This is a genomic window from Salmonella sp. 741265050_HSA (assembly GCF_046569445.1).
In the GTDB taxonomy this organism is placed as follows: Bacteria; Pseudomonadota; Gammaproteobacteria; order Enterobacterales; family Enterobacteriaceae; genus Salmonella; species Salmonella enterica.
The window spans coordinates 50,383-71,258 of the sequence record NZ_JBKFSV010000007.1 but is presented as its reverse complement, the minus strand read 5'-3'; the positions used below and the strand labels follow the sequence as shown (position 1 = coordinate 71,258).

Below are 20,876 nucleotides of genomic sequence, written 5' to 3'. Positions count from 1 at the left end.
CAAAAAAAAATCCGCCCCGAAAGGCGGATTTTTCATTTTCACCGACGTGATTAGAAGCGGTAACCCACACCAGCAATCCAGGTGCCAACGTCAACGCTACGAATACGGCTCTGCTCGTAAGAGAAGTCCAGAGCAACATTTTCCATCGGGTTGAATTGCAGACCAGCGCCATAGGAGAAGCCATAATCGCTGGTGTCATGCTTGTAGGTTGGGTAATCGGTCGTCTGGAATTTACCGTAACCCACACCGACTACACCGTAGATGCTCGCCCAATCGTTCAGACGGTAAGCCGGGCCGGCAGTGATGCCGTAGTACTGACCTTTGTTGTAATCGCCCGCACCGTTAGTACGATCTTTTTCGGTGTAGGTGAAGGAACCGATTACGCCCAGCGGGTTGTCGTCCTGCTCGTAACGATACTTCAGGTTGAAACCGCTCATTTTATTCGCTACGCCCTGCGCGTCGCTCTGAGCGTAACCACCGGTAACGGTAGAAGTAGCAGCTACTGCAGTACCTGCGGAAAAAGCCAGAACAGCGGCCAGTGCTGAAAGACATGCAATTTTTTTCATAACCACCTCAAATGTGCTTCAAGTAAGTCCTAAGTTTTAAATATATCAAAAATTAATGGGAAACTCTTTGCGATTCACGGTGTCTAAGGGCGCCTTTCATGTAACAGAACGTTTCCATATCGCGCTATCTTATTCAATTAACATCACTTTTCCGGCTGATTGCACCAATAATGCGCGTGCGACGCGATACATTCATCCAGATTATTCCTAAACTAACAGTCTATTTATCCATCAATTTAAGTTCATTTTATGGAATCCTGGAAATTTTTTTTCAACGAATCCTCAACCGCCACGGGGAATTTCCATTACACTGCCACCTCTACTCGTACTGACATTTTTTGACAGGAGAAAGGATGCCGGGGTCAACACGTAAACTACCAGTCTGGTTGCCCATTTTGGTTTTGCTCATTGCCATGTCCTCTATTCAGAGTGGCGCTTCACTGGCGAAATCGTTATTTCCTCTTGTCGGCGCGCCGGGCGTAACGGCGCTTCGTCTGGCGTTGGGAACGCTTATCCTTATCGCCTTTTTCAAACCCTGGCGTTTGCGTTTTGCCAAAGAGCAGCGGCTGCCTTTACTGTTCTATGGTCTGTCGCTGGGCGGGATGAACTATCTATTCTATCTGTCGATTCAGACGGTGCCGTTGGGTATTGCGGTCGCGCTGGAATTTACCGGTCCTCTGGCGGTCGCGCTGTTTTCATCCCGACGGCCGGTAGATTTTATTTGGGTCGTACTGGCTGTGCTTGGACTCTGGTTCCTGCTGCCATTAGGGCAAGATATGTCTCACGTCGATCTTACCGGGGCCGCGTTAGCGCTCGGCGCTGGCGCCTGTTGGGCTGTCTATATTCTTACCGGCCAGCGAGCAGGCGCGGAACATGGTCCGGCCACGGTGGCGGTAGGCTCGCTGATTGCCGCCATCATTTTCGTGCCGATTGGCGCAGTTCAGGCTGGCGACGCGCTATGGCACTGGTCGATTCTTCCCTTAGGGTTAGCGGTCGCTGTGCTTTCTACGGCGCTGCCTTATTCACTGGAAATGATTGCGCTGACGCGTCTGCCAACCCGCACTTTCGGTACGCTGATGAGCATGGAACCCGCGCTGGCCGCCGTTTCCGGGATGATTTTTCTGGGCGAAACGCTTACGGGCATACAAATCATGGCCCTGTGCGCCATCATTGCCGCCTCAATGGGTTCTACCCTAACGATTCGCCGCGAACCGCAAATTAAACAAGTTGACGTAAAATAGTTTCTTATTCTGCATGATGTGCATAATCATGCAGAATATCACCTCGTTATTCACCTTTTATTATCGCGCTATTACTTCGTCATTTTTTGTCATATTTTTTCTCATTTTTTACATTAAAATGAGAATTATTACCCATCAAACAGCAAACTCGTCTAACTAATTGATTTTTAATCATAATAAATATTAAATCTTGTCTGTACTATTAAAGTGATAGGTAAATTCAAAAAAGCAAAGTTAAAAACCGGTGCTATACTTATTTTCGCTAATTACCTGGGACACAAACATCAAGAGGATATGAGATTATGAGTACCGCTAAACTGGTAAAAACAAAAGCGTCTAATCTGCTTTATACCCGTAACGATGTATCAGAGAGCGATAAAAAAGCGACGGTTGAGTTGCTTAATCGTCAGGTGATCCAGTTCATTGACCTGTCGCTGATCACGAAACAGGCCCACTGGAACATGCGCGGTGCTAACTTTATTGCCGTTCATGAGATGCTGGATGGCTTCCGTACCGCACTGACCGATCATCTGGATACTATGGCCGAGCGCGCCGTACAGCTTGGCGGTGTGGCGTTAGGCACCACGCAAGTTATCAACAGCAAAACTCCACTGAAAAGCTATCCGCTCGACATCCATAACGTGCAGGATCACTTAAAAGAACTGGCCGATCGCTACGCTGTTGTCGCTAATGATGTTCGCAAAGCTATCGGTGAAGCCAAAGATGAAGACACTGCCGATATCTTTACCGCCGCATCACGCGACCTCGATAAATTCCTGTGGTTTATCGAATCCAACATCGAATAAATCTATCTCTACCCTGAATACTTCGAGTTGCAGGAAGGTACAAACGCAGCGAATCCGCAGAAGCCTGACTTCCGTCGGTAACTGAAGCGAACGCACCTGCAACTTGATGTACACAGGTATATAAGTCATCCCTATACCCCTGCCTGGCACAGGGGTTTTGCACTTAAATAGTGCACACGTCTTGTACTCCCCTCCGATAAAAGTGAATTATTTGTAATAATTACATCACACAATCGTTAATTAAAGATTGTTTTAACAACAATTTTTACGCTAAATAGACCCTGTATCTCTACTTTGTTATTCATGCACCAAATCAGTGCCCCAAAACGGTGCGGCATACTGGTTTTGCCCGACTTATTGTGCACAGGAATGATTCACGCTTCTGTTAAAACAATGAGTTACATAATTGGCATGATTTTTTCATTACGCTACATGTTCTCGCAGGGGATCGCCCCGTGGATAGAAAAGGAAATGCTATGAAGTCTCTATTAAAAGTTTCACTGGCTGCACTTACCCTGGCTTTTGCGGTGTCTTCGCACGCCGCGGATAAGAAACTCGTTGTGGCAACCGATACGGCGTTCGTTCCGTTTGAATTTAAACAGGGCGACAAATACGTCGGTTTTGATGTTGATCTGTGGGACGCTATCGCGAAAGAACTGAAGCTGGACTACACCCTGAAACCGATGGATTTCAGCGGCATTATTCCGGCATTACAAACCAAAAATATCGATCTGGCGCTGGCGGGTATTACGATTACGGACGAGCGTAAAAAAGCGATCGACTTTTCCGATGGCTATTACAAAAGCGGTCTGCTCGTGATGGTGAAAGCCAACAATAACGATATTAAAAGCGTTAAAGACCTCGATGGCAAAGTCGTGGCCGTGAAGAGCGGAACCGGGTCGGTGGATTACGCGAAAGCGAATATCAAAACCAAAGACCTGCGTCAGTTCCCGAACATTGATAACGCGTACATGGAATTAGGCACCAACCGCGCAGACGCCGTTCTGCACGATACGCCGAACATCCTGTACTTTATCAAAACTGCAGGCAACGGCCAGTTCAAGGCGGTAGGCGAATCGCTGGAAGCACAGCAATACGGAGTTGCCTTCCCGAAAGGCAGCGATGAACTGCGCGAGAAAGTCAACGGCGCGCTGAAAACGCTGCGTGAGAATGGCACCTATAACGAAATCTACAAAAAATGGTTCGGTACAGAACCTAAATAAAACGACCTGATGTTGGCTTGTGGCCCGGTAGTGAGGACGCTCACCGGGCCTACAGCTCTTTTCCGTGACGGATAAGACACTTTCACGCCATTTCCGCGCCGGATAGAGCATTTGACTATTTACACCACGGTAACAGGAACGACATATGCAGTTTGACTGGAGCGCCATCTGGCCCGCCATTCCGCTTTTGCTTGAGGGCGCTAAAATGACCCTGTGGATCTCGGTCCTCGGTCTGGCTGGCGGCCTGGTTATTGGACTGGCGGCAGGTTTTGCCCGTACGTTTGGCGGCTGGTTCGCCAACCACATCGCCCTGGTTTTCATTGAAATTATTCGCGGCACGCCCATCGTTGTCCAGGTCATGTTTATCTACTTTGCCCTGCCGATGGCATTTAATGATTTGCGTATTGATCCGTTCAGCGCAGCGGTCGTGACAATTATGATTAACTCCGGCGCTTATATCGCGGAAATTACTCGCGGCGCAGTACTATCCATTCACAAAGGTTTTCGCGAAGCGGGTCTGGCGCTGGGCCTTTCTCGCCGGGAAACCATCCGCCATGTTATTTTACCGCTTGCTCTGCGCCGTATGCTGCCGCCGCTGGGCAATCAGTGGATCATTAGCATCAAAGACACCTCGTTGTTTATTGTTATCGGCGTAGCCGAGCTGACCCGTCAGGGCCAGGAAATTATTGCCGGTAACTTTCGCGCCCTGGAAATCTGGAGCGCCGTGGCCGTCTTCTATTTGATCATTACGCTGGTGCTGAGCTTTATTTTGCGTCGTCTTGAAAGAAGGATGAAAATCCTGTGATTGAATTTAAAAACGTCTCCAAGCACTTTGGCCCCACCCAGGTGCTGCATAACATTGATTTAAACATCCGTCAGGGCGAAGTGGTTGTGATTATCGGCCCTTCCGGTTCGGGTAAATCCACGTTATTACGCTGTATCAATAAACTGGAAGAGATCACCTCCGGCGATCTGATTGTCGATGGTCTGAAAGTCAACGATCCTAAAGTAGACGAACGGCTGATTCGCCAGGAAGCCGGCATGGTGTTTCAACAGTTTTATCTGTTCCCGCATCTGACCGCGCTCGAAAACGTGATGTTCGGTCCTCTGCGCGTGCGCGGCGTAAAGAAAGAAGAAGCGGAAAAGCAGGCGAAAGCTCTGTTAGCGAAAGTTGGACTGGCGGAACGGGCGCACCACTACCCCTCCGAGCTTTCCGGCGGTCAACAACAGCGCGTCGCCATTGCCCGAGCGCTGGCCGTGAAGCCGAAAATGATGCTCTTTGACGAGCCAACCTCCGCTCTGGACCCTGAACTGCGCCATGAAGTGCTGAAAGTCATGCAGGATCTGGCGGAAGAAGGCATGACCATGGTCATTGTCACTCACGAAATCGGCTTTGCCGAAAAAGTCGCCTCACGGCTGATTTTCATCGATAAAGGCCGTATTGCCGAAGATGGCAGCCCGCAGGCGTTGATCGAAAACCCGCCAAGCCCACGTTTACAGGAATTTTTACAGCACGTCTCCTGAGATATCGCCCTTCCTGCCCTGCGGCAGGGAGGGCATCATAGAATAGTCCCATTTCATTTTCCCTCCCCTGCGCCATCTATACTTAGTGTTTTGCGTCTCTTTTCTCACTGGAGGAGTCATGCGGTGGACCCTGTTCATCCTTTTTTGTCTACTGGGCACGCCTGCCCATGCGGTCGCCATACCCGGCGTGACCACGGGGACATCAACCAGCCAGCAAGCAGCGCCAGAGCCCAGTCCTGAACAAAAAAAAGCGGCCTATGCGGCCCTGGCTGACGTACTGGAGAACGAGGCTTCACGTAACGAATTGATAGCGCAACTCCGCGAAGCATCAACCACGCCGACCGAGCCGGCACCAGCGCTTGCGCCGCCTGCGGCCAAAGATGAGAAAACGGTACTGGAGAACGTCACCACCGTTACCCGTCAGTACGGCGATGCTTTCGCTACCCGTTTCGCCCAGCTTTATCGCAACATCACCGATGCGCCGCACAAGCCGTTTAACTCTCAAACCTTCACCAACGCGTTAACCCACTTTTTATTTCTGGCCGTCGCGGTATTTGGTTTTTATAGCGTGATACGGCTTTGCGCCCTGCCGTTATATCGAAAAATGGGCCTGTGGGCGCGCAAGAAAAACCGTGAACGCAGCAACTGGTTACAGCTCCCGGCGATGATCGTCGGCGCGTTTATTATCGACCTGCTGCTACTGGCGCTCACCTTATTTATCGGTCAGATGCTCAGTGATAATTTCCATGCGGGAAGTCGAACTATCGCTTTTCAGCAAAGCCTGTTCCTGAATGCCTTCGCGCTGATAGAGTTCTTTAAAGCGATTCTGCGGCTTATTTTTTGCCCTAATGTACCGGAATTACGCCCATTCGCGATTCAGGATGCGACAGCGCGTTACTGGAATCGCCGTATGAGTTCCCTTAGCAGCTTGATTGGCTACGGGCTGATTGTTGCCGTTCCGATTATTTCCAACCAGGTGAATGTTCAGGTTGGCGCGATGGCTAATGTGGCGATCATGCTCTGCATCACCATCTGGGCGCTGTACCTGATCTTTAAAAACAAAGCGGAGATTACGCAACATTTATTAAGTCTGGCGGAACGATCATTAGCCTTTTTTAGCCTGTTTATCCGCGCCTTTGCGCTGGTGTGGCACTGGCTGGCCAGCGCCTACTTTATCGTGCTGTTTTTCTTCTCGTTATTCGACCCAGGCAATAGTCTGAAGTTTATGATGGGCGCGACCGTGCGCAGTCTGGCGATTATTGGCATCGCGGCGTTTATCTCCGGTATGTTTACCCGCTGGATAGCGAAAACCATCACCCTGTCGCCCCATACGCAGCGCAATTACCCGGAATTACAAAAGCGGCTTAACGGCTGGCTCTCCTCGGCGCTAAAAGTCGCACGCTTTTTGACCGTCTGCGTCGCCGTCATGCTGTTGCTCAACGCCTGGGGATTATTCGATTTCTGGCACTGGCTACATTATGGCGCGGGGGAAAAGATGGTCGATATCCTCATCCGTATCGCGTTAATCTTATTCTTCTCCGCCGTGGGATGGACGATTCTCGCCAGTCTGATTGAGAATCGCCTGGCCTCTGATATTCATGGTCGCCCGCTACCCAGCGCCCGCACGCGCACGCTGCTGACGCTGTTCCGCAATGCGCTGGCAGTGATTATCAGTACCATAACCATCATGATCGTGTTATCGGAAATCGGCGTCAATATCGCGCCATTGCTGGCTGGCGCGGGGGCGTTAGGTCTGGCTATCTCTTTCGGTTCGCAAACCCTGGTGAAAGATATTATTACCGGCGTCTTTATTCAGTTTGAAAACGGGATGAATACCGGCGACTTAGTCACCATAGGCCCGCTGACGGGGACGGTCGAAAGAATGTCGATTCGTTCCGTCGGCGTGCGGCAGGATACCGGGGCATACCATATTATCCCGTGGTCCTCGATCACCACTTTCGCCAACTTTGTGCGCGGTATCGGCTCTGTTGTCGCCAACTATGACGTGGATCGCCATGAGGATGCGGATAAAGCGAATCAGGCGCTGAAAGACGCGGTAACGGCGCTGATGGAGACGGAGGATATTCGCGGGCTGATTATCGGCGAACCCACGTTCGCCGGTATTGTCGGTTTAACGAACACGGCGTTTACTTTACGCGTATCGTTCACCACCCTACCGCTCAAGCAGTGGACGGTGCGTTTTGCCCTTGATAGCCAGGTGAAAAAGCATTTTGATCTGGCCAATGTGCGCGCGCCGGTGCAAACGTATCAGGTTCTACCCGCCCCCGCCGGCGGCCCGTCGCCTGATTCACTGCCGCCGCGCGAACCGACGATTTAGCGTTTACGGGTGATAAAACGGCGACGCTGGTCGTCATCCATAAAGGTCCAGGCAATAAAGCGGCTTTGCTTTTGCCCCTGGGCCATCTCTTTTTTCACCACTTTCACCGCGCCAGTCTCCGTCAACGCCCGGTAAAGCGGCGGTAAATTCTCGCCGCGCGACACCAACGTCGTAAACCACAACACCTGACGGCGGAAGGTTTGGCTTTCAGCAATCATTTTTTTAATAAAGGCGACTTCGCCGCCTTCACACCATAGCTCCTGCTGTTGACCGCCAAAGTTCAGCGCATCATCTTTATTCTGCCCCAAATTGCGGCGCTTACGCTCGCTGCCCGCGCGGGCTGCGGCGGCGGAGTCGTGAAAAGGCGGGTTACAAAGCGTTGCGTCATAAAATTCATTTTTATGAATGATACCTGTAAAAATGGCCGCCGGATCTTTTTGCCGACGCAGACGAATGGCGCGGCTTAACCCCGTATTAGCCTGAATGATAGCCTGCGCGCTGGACATCGCTGCGTCGCTGACTTCACTACCGGTAAATCGCCAGCCATATTCATGGACGCCGATAAGCGGATAAATACAATTGGCGCCCACGCCCACGTCCAGAATAGTTGCCTGCGCCGGAATACTCCCTGTCGTTTCGCCAAGCAGATCCGCCAGATGATGGATATAATCCGCACGACCAGGCACCGGCGGACATAAAAACCCTGGCGGAATGTCCCAGTGTGTGACGGCATAAAAATGCGCCAGCAATGCCTTATTGAGCGCTTTTACCGCTTGCGGATTAGCAAAATCAACGCTCTGTTCACCGGCGGGCGTGCGGATAAGAAAGGACGTCAATTCCGGCGTGGTCTGACACAGTGCGGCGAGATCATAACGGTGTTGATGGCGGTTGCGCGGGTGTAACCCCGGTTTCTGGGCGGACATGGCATTCTCCTTTTAGCAGCGGCGTAAGATACCCGTATAACGCCACGGGGTAAATATACCACCGCGAATTCCCTGCCTCGCTCGTTTGATCGGATATCTGAATGACATTGGTTCTGCTCATGGTCTGAAAAGATCGCGCGATGCGATTTTTTCACCTGACGGCGCTACACTTAACCTCAGGTACCCTAAAATCAGGAGAGCGTGATGGCATCCGGCTGGGCAAATGACGACGCAGTGAATGAACAAATCAACAATACCATTGAAGATGCCGTTGCCCGCGCTCGCGGCGAACTTCCTCACGGCGAAAGTCGCGATGAATGCGAATCTTGCGGCGACCCTATCCCTGAAGCGCGGCGTAAAGCCGTACCGGGCGTTCGGTTATGCATATCCTGCCAACAGGAGAAAGATTTACATAACGCAACATTTTCAGGATATAATCGCAGAGGTTCAAAAGACAGCCAGTTACGCTGACTTTTCTTTACCGAAACCGCCAGTATCATCCATTCCTTTACGCTCATGCTTTTTAGCGTTCTGCGTCGCAGAATGTGCCGTTAACCTCGACTCTGTAAAGCCAGATGACAAGAACGGTAAATTCCACTGTTGAATTAATTAATAATCAATAGGTTATTTGTCATTCAAAAATTTTGAGCAAGGCCGTCAATTCTATTCGATTTTATCTTTCGCAAAAAACCGTGATACTCATCACATCGACGGAACATCGTCCTATAAACAGAATAACCTGCGAGAGATTAATCATGAAAACCATTAAATATGCTGTTGCAGCCATCGCGCTTTCCACCCTTTCTTTTGGCGCTTTTGCCGCAGAACCGGTTAGCGCGTCTCAGACGCAAAACCTGCATAAAATCGGCGTAGTGTCTGCCGATGGCGCCACCACGCTGGATGGCCTGGAAGCTAAACTGGCTGAAAAAGCCGCCGCTGCTGGCGCAAGCGCTTATAACATCACCTCCGCCGTGGGTAATGACAAAATGAGCGGCACTGCGGTGATTTATAAATAATTTACCTGCCCGCCAGATTTCAGAATGTAACATCGCTGTTGTTTGAATTCTGACGGGTATTACCCTCGTCTGTTTGCCAACAGACCCACTGCTCCAACCCTCATTAACCCTGTTTGTTACCCTTATTTGCCCGTCCGTCACTGGACGGGCTTTTTTTATTCGCTAAAAGCCTGTTCGACGCGCGCAATCCCGTCTTCTAACGTCGCCGCCTCTCCCGTCGCAACCAGACAACAGGCCATTTGCGTTTTTAATGATTGCGGCACCGGCTCGCGGCCGGCAAGGCAGCGCTCAATCCAGCGCGCGGTGATTTCAGGATCTTTAGTCGCAGGCAGTGAAAGCGGCTCGTCGTGCGTGTCGCTCTGACGCTCATGCAGTACCTGCACGCCACGGCTATCAATCAGGCTGATTTGCGGACAGCGTTGCGGGTTGGCATAGACTTCGCCTTCGGTACCATGCATCAGCAAAGCCCGCCCGCCGATGCGGCTAAAAAAGGTCGCCACACGCGGGACATATTCAGGGTGAGAAACGCTTGATAAACGCAGCGCGGCATCCTCAGCAAATGGCGTCGCCAGCTTGGCCAGTGAATGCGCGCTGTTGCGCACGCCCATCCGCCAGCGCATCGCCAGTTGTTTTTCCAGCGGCGGGCAGAGCGCGCTCACCGGGATAAACACCGGCTGGTGCCCGTCCAGTTTGGCCTGCGCTTGTCCGCCGTGTAGGGTGGGCACAATCCCCATCAGCTCAAATATTGTTTCCGTCAGTACGCGGGTCGGATCTTCACTGACGCCGTGTACTACAACTGGAAAGCCCAATTTATGCAGCAGGATAGCCAGCAACGGCGTTAAATTCGCCTGTTTACGCGCGCCGTTATAGCTGGGAATAACGACCGGCAACGGCCTATCTGCGGGCGGTGTCAGTTTGATGGTATGATTCTGCATGGCTTCATAAAAGCCCAGCATTTCGGCTTCGCCTTCGCCTTTAATACGCAGCGCCATCAATATACTGCCCATCTCCAGGTCGGGGACGTCGCCATTCAGCATTCGGGTATACAAACCGCGCGCGGTATCCAGATCCAGATCGCGGGCGTGATTTTTACCTCGCCCGATCTCTTTGATGATCTTGCGATAATCCATTGAAAGCTCCTTGAAGTGTGCTCACAGCATTAACGCCGTCGGCGGCGTGCAGGTTTTGCTTTTGGTTTTACTATAACGTCTGGCACGGCAGGCTGCTCTATCGGAAAAACAGGTAAGGCATTCAGTAAACGCTGTCCGTAGTTTTTGGTCAACAACCGCTTATCATAAATGACCACTTCTCCCCGACAGGCGTGGCTACGGATCAATCGCCCTACCTGCTGAATTAAATTAAAAGACGCGCTTGGTAAGCTTTGTACCTCAAACGGATAACGATTCAGGCTTTTTAGCCATTCGCCTTCGGTGATCACGACCGGGCTGTCGATCGGCGGGAAGGCAATTTTATGGATATGGACCTGCGTCAGCAGCTCGCCTTTAAGATCCAGCCCTTCGGCAAAAGACTGAAGCCCAACCAGCACGCTGCGTTCGCCGCTCTCCACCCGTTTACGGTGTAGCTCCACCAGCCGGTAACGCGGCTGGTCGCCCTGGACCAGGAGGAGTAAGCGCACATCAGCGACATGCTCCAGAAAACGCTGCATCGCCCGCCCGCTGGCGAACAGTACCAGCATACCATGATGTTTTTTGCTCTCCAGTTGCTCACGAAAATAGGCCGCCATTTCGGCAATATGCTGCTCTTCGTTATCAATGGTGGGTTCGTAGCGCATTTGAGGAATCACCAGTTTCCCCTGTTCCACATGATTAAACGGCGAATCCAGCGCCACAAAGCGGTCGCCGGCTTTTTCTTTTAAGCCGCTCATTTCCTGCAGGCGCGAAAAGCTATTGAGCGAGCGCAATGTCGCCGAGGTGACAATAATGTGCGGTACGCTGCGCCATAACAATCTTTCCAGCTGCTCGCTGACGCGGATACCGACACAATGGAACCAGACGTGGAGTTGCCCTTCGCGTATTTCACGCGTCGCCCATTTGGACACCGGCGCGCCTGAAGACTGCGCCATCGAAGCCAGCCGCCATAATTTACTTTGCGCCTCGAACATTCCCAGCGCCCGGTTCATCTGTAAAATCACCCGATGCAAACGCACAATATCGTGCGACCCGGTTTTTTCGCTGAGATCGTTGAGAAAGGACTCCGCCAGCCCACGCAGCGTCTCGGTCAGCTTCGCCAGTCGCTGGCAGATTTCCATGACCTCATCAGGCAACTCGCCCATTGCAAAACGGTGCTCCGCCTCCTGCGCTGCGGGCATATACAGATTAAGAATGGCATTGAGCGAGGCGATCAGTTCGTACACCTCCTCGCAATGGGCGTTAAGTCGCTCAGGATTCGCTAACGGCGGCGTGGTCTTAGGGCGAAATTGCTCCATGCAGGTCGCCACCAGTTTGCTGAACAGATCCAGTTGCAAGCGATACCAGGAGGCGGTAATTTCCGCGCTCATCTCCAGCGCATCGCGAGCGACATCGGGCAGATGATGACCTTCATCCAGTACCAACAGCAGATGCTTTGGTTCCGGCAGTACGGCTTCACTTTCCATCGCCGCCATTACCAGCGCGTGATTCGCCACCACGACTTCCGCTTCCTGTATTTCACGTCGGGCGACAAAGAATGGACATTCGCGGTAATAGTGACAGTTGCGGTTCAGACAACTGGCTTTATCGGTACTTAATCGCCGCCACAGATCGTCGTCAATAGCAATGTCGGTATGATCCCGCAGACCATCCCATTTGTAACCGTCAAGATCCCCTTTCAGCCTGGCGCAGCGCTTTTGCTCTTCCTGATTGTTAGGCGTCAGTTCGTCATCAAGAAAGGCGAGCAGATCCTGCTGCGTAGGCTCGCTACTGGCGAGCGCCGCCAGGTTTCGCGGACACACGTAACGCCCGCGGCCAAAGGCGGCGGTAAAGCGCAGATCGGGGATGATTTTTCGTAGCAGCGGCAAATCTTTGCTAAAGATCTGATCCTGTAACGCCACGTTAGCGGTACTGACCACCAGTGTTTTTTGCTCTTCCCGGGCAATGGCGATACCGGGAATAAGATAGGAGAGGGTTTTCCCGACGCCGGTCGGCGCTTCAATAGCCAGATGTCTCCCTTCTTCCCCGGCCAGCGTTCTGGCGACGTCAGCAATCATCTGCCGCTGCGGCGCACGGGGAATAAAGTCGGGGATCTGGTCCTGAAGCGCCTTATACCAGGCGGCGATTTGCGCTTTCAGCGCAGCGGTCAATGCCATGAGAAAACCTGAAGTACTGTATAAACAGCCACTATTGTGTCACATTTCAGGGGCGGGAAGTACCTTTTTTACCGGTTCTGGAAGGCGGCTCGCAACGCGATGTGTATTTTGCCGGATGGCGGTGCAAGCACCTTATCCGGCCTACGTATTTGCATAGTCCGTAGGCCCGGTAAGCGTCGCACTACCGGGCATGTTGCCGGATAAAATTTACTGGGCAGGCGTGATTCTGCGCGGGCGACGCGGCGGACGTGCTTTGTCGCCCGCGGGTTTCCCCTCGCCTGTGCGCGGTTTTGGTTTCGCCTTCGCCGCCCCGCTATCCTGACGTCGCGGCTGCTGACTGCGCCCCGCTCCCCCCTGATTTTGTCCGCGTCCACGACCGCCGCCGCCGCGCTGCTGACGACCGTTCTGAATCGGCTCCGCTTTAATCGACGGGTCCGGCTCATAGCCCGGCGTCGTAATGCGTGGGATCTCTTTTTTCAGCAACTTTTCGATATCACGCAACAATTTATGCTCGTCAACACAGACCAGCGACAGCGCCTCGCCAGTTGCCGCCGCGCGACCGGTACGGCCAATACGGTGTACATAATCTTCCGGCACGTTCGGCAGCTCATAGTTGACCACGTGCGGCAGCTCTTCAATATCCAGACCACGCGCCGCAATATCCGTCGCTACCAGCACGCGAATATCGCCGGATTTAAAATCGGCCAGCGCGCGGGTACGTGCGCCCTGCGATTTATTACCGTGGATCGCCGCGCTGCGAATACCGTCTTTATTAAGCTGTTCCGCCAGATGGTTCGCGCCATGCTTGGTGCGGGTGAAGACCAACACCTGCTGCCAGTTGCCCTGGCCAATCATCTGCGACAACAGTTCACGTTTGCGTTTTTTATCGACAAAGTGCACGTGCTGCGTTACCTGCTCTGAGGCCGTGTTGCGGCGCGCCACTTCGATTTCCAGCGGGTTGCGCAACAGCTTTTCGGCGAGCGCTTTGATGTCGTCAGAGAACGTGGCGGAGAACAGCAGATTCTGACGCTTCGCCGGCAGTTTCGCCAGCACGCGACGAATGTCGTGAATGAAGCCCATATCCAGCATACGGTCGGCTTCATCCAGTACCAGAATCTCAATCTGATCCAGCTTCACGGCATTTTGATGTTCCAGGTCGAGCAGACGTCCCGGCGTCGCCACCAGCACATCCACGCCGCCGCGCAGTTTCATCATCTGCGGATTGATGCTTACGCCGCCAAACACCACCAGCGAGCGAATGTTGAGGTATTTACTGTAATCTCTAACGTTTTCGCCAATTTGCGCCGCCAGCTCGCGGGTTGGCGTGAGGATCAACGCGCGCACCGGGCGACGACCTTTAGCGTGCGGCTGATGGGTAATCAGATGCTGCAACAATGGCAGGGTAAAACCCGCCGTTTTACCGGTTCCGGTCTGGGCGCTGGCCATCAGATCGCGGCCTTCCAGCACGGCGGGAATCGCCTGTTGCTGAATAGGGGTAGGTTCACGGTAACCCTGCTCGGCAATGGCGCGCAGGATATCAGGGTTTAATCCCAGGGAATCAAAAGACATAACTACTCCGGACCGCCCCGACCGTTGCCGGTGTAGTTTTCAGGGAGATGCTCAAATTTGGAATGACAAAAACCACAATGTCATGAAGGGGCGGAGTGTAGCAGTTTTTGTGATGCGGCGCATAAATTATCCCGGAAGGTAGCAAAGACAAATTAATCGACCACACTGGACAAGTGCCATTATGAGTCATAGTCTTAATCAATCGATTGATTAAAAATTAGGGCGTGTGATGAATATTCCCACCACGACCACCAAGGGCGAGCAGGCGAAAAGTCAGCTCATTGCCGCCGCACTGGCGCAGTTTGGCGAGTATGGCCTCCATGCCACCACGCGCGATATCGCCGCGCTGGCGGGGCAAAATATTGCCGCCATTACTTACTATTTCGGCTCAAAAGAGGATTTATACCTCGCCTGCGCCCAGTGGATTGCCGATTTTCTTGGCGAAAAATTTCGCCCCCATGCTGAAAAAGCGGAACGTCTGTTTAGCCAGCCTGCCCCTGACCGGGACGCCATACGCGAGCTCATTCTGCTCGCCTGCAAGAACATGATTATGCTGCTGACGCAGGAAGACACCGTTAACCTGAGCAAATTTATTTCACGCGAGCAGCTCTCTCCCACGTCGGCCTATCAATTGGTTCATGAACAGGTTATCGATCCGTTGCACACCCATCTGACAAGATTGGTTGCCGCTTATACCGGCTGCGACGCCAATGATACGCGCATGATTTTGCATACCCATGCCTTACTGGGCGAAGTGCTGGCGTTCCGTCTCGGCAAAGAAACTATTCTGTTACGTACCGGCTGGCCGCAGTTTGATGAAGAAAAAGCGGAGCTGATTTACCAGACGGTAACCTGCCACATCGATCTTATTCTGCACGGTTTAACGCAAAGGAGTCTGGACTGATGAAAAAACCTGTCGTTATCGGACTGGCAATCGCAGCGATCGTCGCTGTGATTGCCGGTGGAACCTGGTGGTATCAAAGTCGGCAGGACGATGGGCTGACGCTATACGGTAATGTCGATATCCGTACCGTCAATATCAGCTTTCGCGTCGGCGGCAGGCTGGCGTCGCTGAATGTTGATGAAGGCGATGCCATCAAAGCCGGACAGGTGCTCGGCGAACTGGATCACGCGCCATACGAAAACGCGCTAATGCAGGCGAAAGCTGGCGTGTCGGTCGCGCAGGCGCAATATGATTTGATGCTGGCAGGCTATCGCGATGAAGAGATAGCCCAGGCCGCCGCCGCCGTCAGACAGGCGCAAGCCGCCTATGACTACGCACAAAACTTTTATAACCGTCAGCAAGGATTGTGGAAAAGCCGCACCATTTCCGCTAACGATCTGGAAAACGCCCGCTCATCGCGCGATCAGGCGCAGGCGACGCTGAAGTCCGCGCAGGATAAACTGAGCCAGTACCGTACCGGTAATCGTGAACAGGATATCGCCCAGGCGAAAGCCAGCCTGGAACAGGCAAAGGCCCAACTGGCGCAGGCGCAGCTTGATTTGCAGGACACCACGCTTATCGCGCCTGCCAACGGAACCTTGCTCACCCGCGCGGTCGAGCCTGGCAGTATGCTGAACGCCGGCAGCACGGTATTAACGCTCTCGCTGACCCGCCCCGTCTGGGTGCGCGCCTATGTCGATGAACGCAACCTCAGTCAGACGCAACCGGGGCGCGACATTCTGCTATATACCGACGGTCGTCCTGACAAACCTTACCACGGCAAGATTGGTTTCGTTTCGCCCACCGCGGAATTTACGCCGAAAACCGTCGAAACGCCGGATCTGCGTACCGATCTCGTCTATCGCCTGCGCATTATCGTCACCGATGCGGACGATGCGTTACGCCAGGGGATGCCAGTCACGGTGAAATTTAATGACGAGGCACGGCATGAGTGAGGCCGTTATTACGCTGCACGGTCTGACGAAGCGCTTTGCGGGAATGGATAAACCCGCCGTCGCGCCGCTCGACTGTACCATTCATTCCGGTTATGTCACCGGGCTGGTAGGGCCGGACGGCGCAGGAAAAACCACGCTGATGCGTATGCTGGCGGGCCTGCTCAAAGCCGATGGCGGCAGCGCGTCCGTATTAGGCTTCGACCCGATACAAAACGACAGCGAGCTGCACGCGGTTCTGGGCTATATGCCGCAGAAATTCGGGCTGTATGAAGATCTTACCGTCATGGAGAACCTTAATCTCTATGCCGATTTGCGCAGCGTTACCGGCGAGATACGGGAAAAGACCTTTGCCCGTTTGTTGGAGTTTACCGCCCTCGGCTCTTTCACTGGCCGTCTGGCAGGAAAATTGTCCGGCGGGATGAAGCAAAAACTGGGGCTGGCCTGTACGCTGGTCGGCGAACCGAAAGTGCTGCTGTTGGATGAACCGGGCGTTGGCGTTGACCCGATTTCACGGCGCGAGTTGTGGCAAATGGTCCACGAACTGGCGGGCGACGGGATGCTGATTTTATGGAGCACCTCCTATCTGGATGAAGCCGAACAGTGCCGCGATGTGCTGCTGATGAATGAAGGCGAGCTGCTCTATCAGGGCGAACCTAAAGCGCTGACGCAAACGATGGCCGGTCGTAGCTTTCTGATGAGCAGTCCACAGGAAAACAACCGTAAGTTGCTACAGAGAGCGCTCAGACTGCCGCAGGTGAGCGACGGCATGATTCAGGGACGTTCGGTACGCCTGATCCTGAAAAAAGAGGCGACCGCAGCAGATATTCGCCAGGCCGAAGGGATGCCGGAAATCACCCTCAATGAGACCGCGCCGCGCTTCGAAGATGCGTTTATCGATCTGCTTGGCGGAGCGGGAACCTCGGAGTCTCCGCTGGGTTCAATCCTGCATACGGTTGAAGGCACTGCCGGCGAAACGGTGATTGAAGCGCAGGAACTGACGAAAAAATTTGGCGATTTCGCGGCCACGGACCATGTTAATTTCGTCGTACAACGCGGCGAGATTTTTGGCCTGCTCGGCCCGAACGGCGCGGGTAAATCAACCACCTTTAAAATGATGTGCGGCCTGCTGGTGCCGACATCCGGCAAGGCGCTGGTGCTGGATATGGATCTGAAAGTCAGCTCCGGCAAAGCCCGTCAGCATCTGGGCTATATGGCGCAAAAATTTTCGCTTTACGGCAACCTGACGGTTGAGCAGAACCTGCGTTTTTTCTCCGGCGTCTACGGTTTGCGGGGCCGCGCGCAAAATGAAAAAATTCAGCGCATGAGTGAAGCGTTTGGTCTGAAAAGCATCGCGTCGCATCCCACCGATGCGCTGCCGCTGGGCTTTAAACAGCGACTGGCGCTGGCCTGCTCGCTGATGCACGAACCGGATATTTTATTCCTTGATGAACCAACGTCCGGGGTTGATCCCCTCACCCGCCGTGAATTTTGGCTGCACATTAATAGCATGGTGGAAAAAGGGGTCACGGTAATGGTGACGACCCACTTTATGGATGAGGCGGAATATTGCGATCGCATCGGACTGGTTTATCGCGGGAAGCTTATCGCCAGCGGTACGCCGGACGATCTCAAAGCGCAGGCCGCCGATGAGCAACAGGCCGATCCGACGATGGAGCAGGCCTTTATCACTCTCATTAATGACTGGGATAAGGAGCATACGCATGAGTAAGTCTCTCTCCTGGCGCCGCGTGCGTGCGTTGTGCGTCAAAGAGACGCGCCAGATCGTGCGCGATCCCAGTAGCTGGCTGATTGCGGTGGTAATCCCGCTGCTGTTGCTGTTTATTTTTGGTTACGGCATTAACCTCGACTCCAGCAAGCTGCGGGTGGGGATTCTGCTTGAACAACAAAGCCAGGAGGCGCTGGATTTCACTCATGCGATGACCGGTTCACCCTATATCGACGCGACCATTAGCGATAATCGCCATGAATTAATTGAAAAAATGCAGGCCGGACGCATTCGCGGACTGGTGGTGATTCCGGTGGATTTCGCGCAGCAAATGGCGCGCGCCGGTGACAGCGCGCCGATTCAGGTGATTACCGACGGCAGCGAGCCAAACACCGCCAACTTCGTTCAGGGTTATGTTGAAGGCATCTGGCAAATCTGGCAACAGCAGCGGGCGGAAGATCGCGGCGACACCTTTGAACCGCTCATCGACGTCCAGACGCGCTACTGGTTTAACCCGGCGGCGATCAGTCAGCATTTTATCATTCCCGGGGCGGTGACCATTATCATGACGGTAATTGGCGCAATCCTCACCTCGCTGGTCGTTGCCCGCGAATGGGAGCGCGGCACGATGGAGGCGCTGCTCTCAACCGAAGTGACGCGTGTTGAACTGCTGCTGTGTAAGCTTATTCCCTATTACTTTCTCGGTATGCTGGCGATGCTGCTCTGTATGCTGGTATCGGTGTTTATTCTCGGCGTGCCGTATCGCGGTTCGCTGGTGATTCTGTTTATCATCACCAGTCTGTTTTTACTGAGTACGCTGGGGATGGGGCTGTTGATTTCCACCATCACTCGCAACCAGTTTAACGCCGCGCAGGTGGCGCTGAACGCCGCCTTTTTGCCCTCGATTATGCTGTCCGGATTTATCTTCCAGATAGACAGTATGCCTGCGGTGATCCGCGCGGTGACCTATATTATTCCGGCGCGCTATTTTGTCAGCACCCTGCAAAGTCTGTTTCTGGCCGGCAATATTCCGGTCGTGTTAGGCGTTAACGTACTGTTTTTAATCGCCTCGGCGGTGATGTTTATTGGCCTGACGTGGCTAAAAACCAAACGACGGCTGGATTAAATATGTGTATGGATAATTGTCGTCGTAGGCCGGATAAGGCGTTCACGCCGCCATCCGGCATTATGCCTGATGCGCTTTGCTTATCAGGCCTACAAACTGGACTGAGAGGACGGACATGTTTCATCGTTTATGGACGTTAATTCGCAAAGAACTGCAATCGCTTTTACGCGAACCGCAAACGCGCGCGATCCTGATTCTGCCGGTGCTGATTCAGGTCATCCTGTTTCCGTTCGCCGCGACGCTTGAAGTCACTAACGCGACTATCGCCATCTATAACGAAGATAACGGCAAACATTCGGTAGAACTTACCCAGCGCTTTGCCCGCGCGAAAGCGTTTACCCATGTGCTATTGCTGAACAGTCCGCAGGAGATCCAGCCGACTATCGATACGCAAAAAGCGCTGCTGCTGGTGCGCTTCCCGGCGGATTTCTCGCGGAATCTGGATACCTTCCAGCCTGCGCCGATGCAACTCATTCTTGATGGACGTAACTCCAACAGCGCGCAAATCGCCGCCAATTATCTGCAACAGATCGTCAAGGAGTATCAGCAGACATTGATGGACGGTAAGCCAAAGCCCAACAATAGCGAACTGGTGGTACGCAACTGGTATAACCCGAATCTGGACTACAAGTGGTTTGTGGTGCCCTCGCTGATCGCCATGATCACCACTATTGGCGTGATGATCGTCACTTCGCTGTCCGTCGCCCGCGAGCGTGAACAAGGCACTCTGGATCAACTGCTGGTCTCTCCGCTCACCACCTGGCAGATTTTCGTTGGTAAAGCGGTGCCGGCGCTGATTGTCGCGACCTTCCAGGCCACGATCGTGCTGGCTATCGGCATTTGGGCATACCAAATTCCCTTCGCCGGTTCGTTAGCGCTGTTTTATTTCACGATGGTGATTTACGGGCTGTCGCTGGTAGGCTTTGGCTTGCTGATATCATCGCTTTGCGCCACGCAACAGCAGGCGTTTATCGGCGTCTTTGTCTTTATGATGCCGGCGATTTTGCTCTCGGGTTATGTCTCGCCGGTGGAAAATATGCCGGTCTGGCTGCAAAACCTGACGTGGATAAATCCTATCCGCCACTTTACTGATATTACCAAGCAAATTTATCTTAAGGATGCGAGTCTGGGAATTGTCTGGGGAAGTTTGTGGCCGCTACTGGTGATAGCGGCCACCACGGGGTCAGCGGCGTATGCGATGTTTAGACGCAAAGTGATGTAGCTTTTTATCTTTCGCCAGTAGCGAGACCACGGCGGGCCCGGCCAGGATAGCCAGCCCCGCCAGCGCCAGCAAGACATTGTTTTGCAATACGCGGGATAGCAGCCAGAGGACAATCAGCGCGGTGCCGAAGTACCAGGTGGTAGTCAGCTCTTCCAGCACATCCGCCACATCGCGCCAGCGTTGCTCATGATGGCGCTGCAACGCCAGCATCAGCAGTACCGTCACGCCATAAAGCACGCATAATCCCAGGCCGACGCGCACTAATGTGCCGCTCATCCAGCCTATTACCAGCATCGCCACTACCAGTAAATGCAACATAATCTGCCAACAACCGAGGCCGGTTGCGACACGAACGCGTTGTTGCCACTTCATGGCTTTTCTCCTGAAGCATTT

19 protein-coding genes are annotated in these 20,876 nt (G+C 53.2%); 13 read left to right on the top strand and 6 right to left on the bottom strand.

Going from position 1 to position 20,876, the window contains the following annotated elements; genetic code table 11:
- Nucleotides 1-50: 50 nt before the first annotated feature.
- A complete protein-coding gene (gene ompX / locus ACLD4F_RS13985; protein ID WP_000716763.1) occupies nt 51-566 on the bottom strand; it encodes an outer membrane protein OmpX in 516 nt (171 codons plus the stop codon).
- Nucleotides 567-919: 353 nt separating this feature from the next.
- On the opposite strand from ompX, the gene rhtA reads away from it, so the two are divergent.
- The 6 genes from rhtA to ybiO all read left to right on the top strand — a co-directional run bounded on the left by rhtA (nt 920) and on the right by ybiO (nt 7,698).
- The gene (gene rhtA, locus ACLD4F_RS13980) at nt 920-1,807 is read left to right on the top strand and encodes a threonine/homoserine exporter RhtA (RefSeq protein ID WP_001119555.1); all 888 of its coding nucleotides are present in this window, start codon (nt 920-922) and stop codon (nt 1,805-1,807) included.
- Between the two features lie 302 nt (nt 1,808-2,109).
- Nucleotides 2,110-2,613, top strand: coding sequence for a DNA starvation/stationary phase protection protein Dps (gene dps, locus ACLD4F_RS13975; protein ID WP_000100805.1), 504 nt, complete (start codon nt 2,110-2,112; stop codon nt 2,611-2,613).
- A gap of 476 nt (nt 2,614-3,089) precedes the next feature.
- Nucleotides 3,090-3,836 (top strand): glutamine ABC transporter substrate-binding protein GlnH, encoded by a 747-nt coding sequence (gene glnH / locus ACLD4F_RS13970; protein ID WP_000838671.1) that lies wholly within the window; start codon nt 3,090-3,092, stop codon nt 3,834-3,836.
- 145 nt (nt 3,837-3,981) lie between these two features.
- Nucleotides 3,982-4,641, top strand: a complete 660-nt coding sequence (gene glnP, locus ACLD4F_RS13965; protein ID WP_001159076.1) for a glutamine ABC transporter permease GlnP — start codon at nt 3,982-3,984, stop codon at nt 4,639-4,641.
- Nucleotides 4,638-5,360 carry a glutamine ABC transporter ATP-binding protein GlnQ gene (gene glnQ / locus ACLD4F_RS13960; RefSeq protein ID WP_000569093.1) on the top strand — a complete coding sequence of 241 codons (723 nt, stop codon included), beginning with the start codon at nt 4,638-4,640 and terminating at the stop codon, nt 5,358-5,360. The genes glnP and glnQ overlap by 4 nt, the downstream gene beginning before the upstream one ends.
- Before the next feature lie 118 nt (nt 5,361-5,478).
- Nucleotides 5,479-7,698, top strand: coding sequence for a mechanosensitive channel protein (gene ybiO, locus ACLD4F_RS13955; protein ID WP_079972984.1), 2,220 nt, complete (start codon nt 5,479-5,481; stop codon nt 7,696-7,698).
- Here ybiO and rlmF read toward each other — a convergent pair.
- On the bottom strand, nt 7,695-8,621 hold the full coding sequence (rlmF, locus tag ACLD4F_RS13950; protein WP_079972983.1) for a 23S rRNA (adenine(1618)-N(6))-methyltransferase RlmF: 927 nt from the start codon (nt 8,619-8,621) through the stop codon (nt 7,695-7,697). The genes ybiO and rlmF overlap by 4 nt on opposite strands.
- Before the next feature lie 204 nt (nt 8,622-8,825).
- Here rlmF and ACLD4F_RS13945 point away from each other — a divergent pair, with 204 nt between their 5' ends.
- Together ACLD4F_RS13945 and ybiJ are read left to right on the top strand one after the other, a co-directional pair.
- On the top strand, nt 8,826-9,092 hold the full coding sequence (locus tag ACLD4F_RS13945) for a DksA/TraR family C4-type zinc finger protein (protein WP_000146332.1): 267 nt from the start codon (nt 8,826-8,828) through the stop codon (nt 9,090-9,092).
- Nucleotides 9,093-9,376: 284 nt separating this feature from the next.
- Entirely contained in the window at nt 9,377-9,637 is a 261-nt protein-coding gene (gene ybiJ, locus ACLD4F_RS13940) for a DUF1471 family protein YbiJ (RefSeq protein WP_000849089.1), read from the top strand.
- Nucleotides 9,638-9,792: 155 nt separating this feature from the next.
- Here the strand turns inward: ybiJ and ybiB are convergent, their stop codons facing one another.
- The 3 genes from ybiB to rhlE form a co-directional block, all read right to left on the bottom strand.
- Entirely contained in the window at nt 9,793-10,767 is a 975-nt protein-coding gene (gene ybiB, locus ACLD4F_RS13935) for a DNA-binding protein YbiB (protein WP_079944587.1), read from the bottom strand.
- A gap of 29 nt (nt 10,768-10,796) precedes the next feature.
- Nucleotides 10,797-12,941, bottom strand: coding sequence for an ATP-dependent DNA helicase DinG (gene dinG / locus ACLD4F_RS13930; RefSeq protein WP_001218637.1), 2,145 nt, complete (start codon nt 12,939-12,941; stop codon nt 10,797-10,799).
- Between the two features lie 207 nt (nt 12,942-13,148).
- Nucleotides 13,149-14,510 carry an ATP-dependent RNA helicase RhlE gene (rhlE, locus tag ACLD4F_RS13925; RefSeq protein ID WP_000007065.1) on the bottom strand — a complete coding sequence of 454 codons (1,362 nt, stop codon included), beginning with the start codon at nt 14,508-14,510 and terminating at the stop codon, nt 13,149-13,151.
- A 229-nt stretch (nt 14,511-14,739) separates the two neighbouring features.
- On the opposite strand from rhlE, the gene cecR reads away from it, so the two are divergent.
- From cecR to ACLD4F_RS13900, 5 genes are all read left to right on the top strand, one after another.
- Nucleotides 14,740-15,414 carry a transcriptional regulator CecR gene (gene cecR, locus ACLD4F_RS13920; protein ID WP_001025254.1) on the top strand — a complete coding sequence of 225 codons (675 nt, stop codon included), beginning with the start codon at nt 14,740-14,742 and terminating at the stop codon, nt 15,412-15,414.
- Entirely contained in the window at nt 15,414-16,409 is a 996-nt protein-coding gene (gene hlyD / locus ACLD4F_RS13915) for a secretion protein HlyD (protein WP_000743431.1), read from the top strand. Before cecR ends, hlyD begins: the two co-directional genes overlap by 1 nt.
- Nucleotides 16,402-18,138, top strand: a complete 1,737-nt coding sequence (locus ACLD4F_RS13910) for an ATP-binding cassette domain-containing protein (protein ID WP_079944588.1) — start codon at nt 16,402-16,404, stop codon at nt 18,136-18,138. The genes hlyD and ACLD4F_RS13910 overlap by 8 nt, the downstream gene beginning before the upstream one ends.
- Nucleotides 18,131-19,261 carry an ABC transporter permease gene (locus ACLD4F_RS13905; protein WP_000045762.1) on the top strand — a complete coding sequence of 377 codons (1,131 nt, stop codon included), beginning with the start codon at nt 18,131-18,133 and terminating at the stop codon, nt 19,259-19,261. Before ACLD4F_RS13910 ends, ACLD4F_RS13905 begins: the two co-directional genes overlap by 8 nt.
- 115 nt (nt 19,262-19,376) lie before the next feature.
- Entirely contained in the window at nt 19,377-20,483 is a 1,107-nt protein-coding gene (locus ACLD4F_RS13900; protein WP_000469050.1) for an ABC transporter permease, read from the top strand.
- On the opposite strand, the gene ACLD4F_RS13895 is transcribed toward ACLD4F_RS13900, so the two are convergent.
- On the bottom strand, nt 20,445-20,855 hold the full coding sequence (locus ACLD4F_RS13895) for a YbhQ family protein (RefSeq protein ID WP_000871970.1): 411 nt from the start codon (nt 20,853-20,855) through the stop codon (nt 20,445-20,447). The genes ACLD4F_RS13900 and ACLD4F_RS13895 overlap by 39 nt on opposite strands.
- Between the last annotated feature and the right edge of the window lie 21 nt (nt 20,856-20,876).

Excerpts from the sequence above, each read along its gene's own strand:
- ompX (WP_000716763.1), bottom strand. The coding sequence starts at position 566 with ATGAAAAAAATTGCATGTCTTTCAGCACTGGCCGCTGTTCTGGCTTTT.
- rhtA (WP_001119555.1), top strand. The coding sequence starts at position 920 with ATGCCGGGGTCAACACGTAAACTACCAGTCTGGTTGCCCATTTTGGTT.
- dps (WP_000100805.1), top strand. The coding sequence starts at position 2,110 with ATGAGTACCGCTAAACTGGTAAAAACAAAAGCGTCTAATCTGCTTTAT.
- glnH (WP_000838671.1), top strand. The coding sequence starts at position 3,090 with ATGAAGTCTCTATTAAAAGTTTCACTGGCTGCACTTACCCTGGCTTTT.
- glnP (WP_001159076.1), top strand. The coding sequence starts at position 3,982 with ATGCAGTTTGACTGGAGCGCCATCTGGCCCGCCATTCCGCTTTTGCTT.
- ybiO (WP_079972984.1), top strand. The coding sequence starts at position 5,479 with ATGCGGTGGACCCTGTTCATCCTTTTTTGTCTACTGGGCACGCCTGCC.
- rlmF (WP_079972983.1), bottom strand. The coding sequence starts at position 8,621 with ATGTCCGCCCAGAAACCGGGGTTACACCCGCGCAACCGCCATCAACAC.
- ACLD4F_RS13945 (WP_000146332.1), top strand. The coding sequence starts at position 8,826 with ATGGCATCCGGCTGGGCAAATGACGACGCAGTGAATGAACAAATCAAC.
- ybiJ (WP_000849089.1), top strand. The coding sequence starts at position 9,377 with ATGAAAACCATTAAATATGCTGTTGCAGCCATCGCGCTTTCCACCCTT.
- ybiB (WP_079944587.1), bottom strand. The coding sequence starts at position 10,767 with ATGGATTATCGCAAGATCATCAAAGAGATCGGGCGAGGTAAAAATCAC.
- dinG (WP_001218637.1), bottom strand. The coding sequence starts at position 12,941 with ATGGCATTGACCGCTGCGCTGAAAGCGCAAATCGCCGCCTGGTATAAG.
- rhlE (WP_000007065.1), bottom strand. The coding sequence starts at position 14,510 with ATGTCTTTTGATTCCCTGGGATTAAACCCTGATATCCTGCGCGCCATT.
- cecR (WP_001025254.1), top strand. The coding sequence starts at position 14,740 with ATGAATATTCCCACCACGACCACCAAGGGCGAGCAGGCGAAAAGTCAG.
- hlyD (WP_000743431.1), top strand. The coding sequence starts at position 15,414 with ATGAAAAAACCTGTCGTTATCGGACTGGCAATCGCAGCGATCGTCGCT.
- ACLD4F_RS13910 (WP_079944588.1), top strand. The coding sequence starts at position 16,402 with ATGAGTGAGGCCGTTATTACGCTGCACGGTCTGACGAAGCGCTTTGCG.
- ACLD4F_RS13905 (WP_000045762.1), top strand. The coding sequence starts at position 18,131 with ATGAGTAAGTCTCTCTCCTGGCGCCGCGTGCGTGCGTTGTGCGTCAAA.
- ACLD4F_RS13900 (WP_000469050.1), top strand. The coding sequence starts at position 19,377 with ATGTTTCATCGTTTATGGACGTTAATTCGCAAAGAACTGCAATCGCTT.
- ACLD4F_RS13895 (WP_000871970.1), bottom strand. The coding sequence starts at position 20,855 with ATGAAGTGGCAACAACGCGTTCGTGTCGCAACCGGCCTCGGTTGTTGG.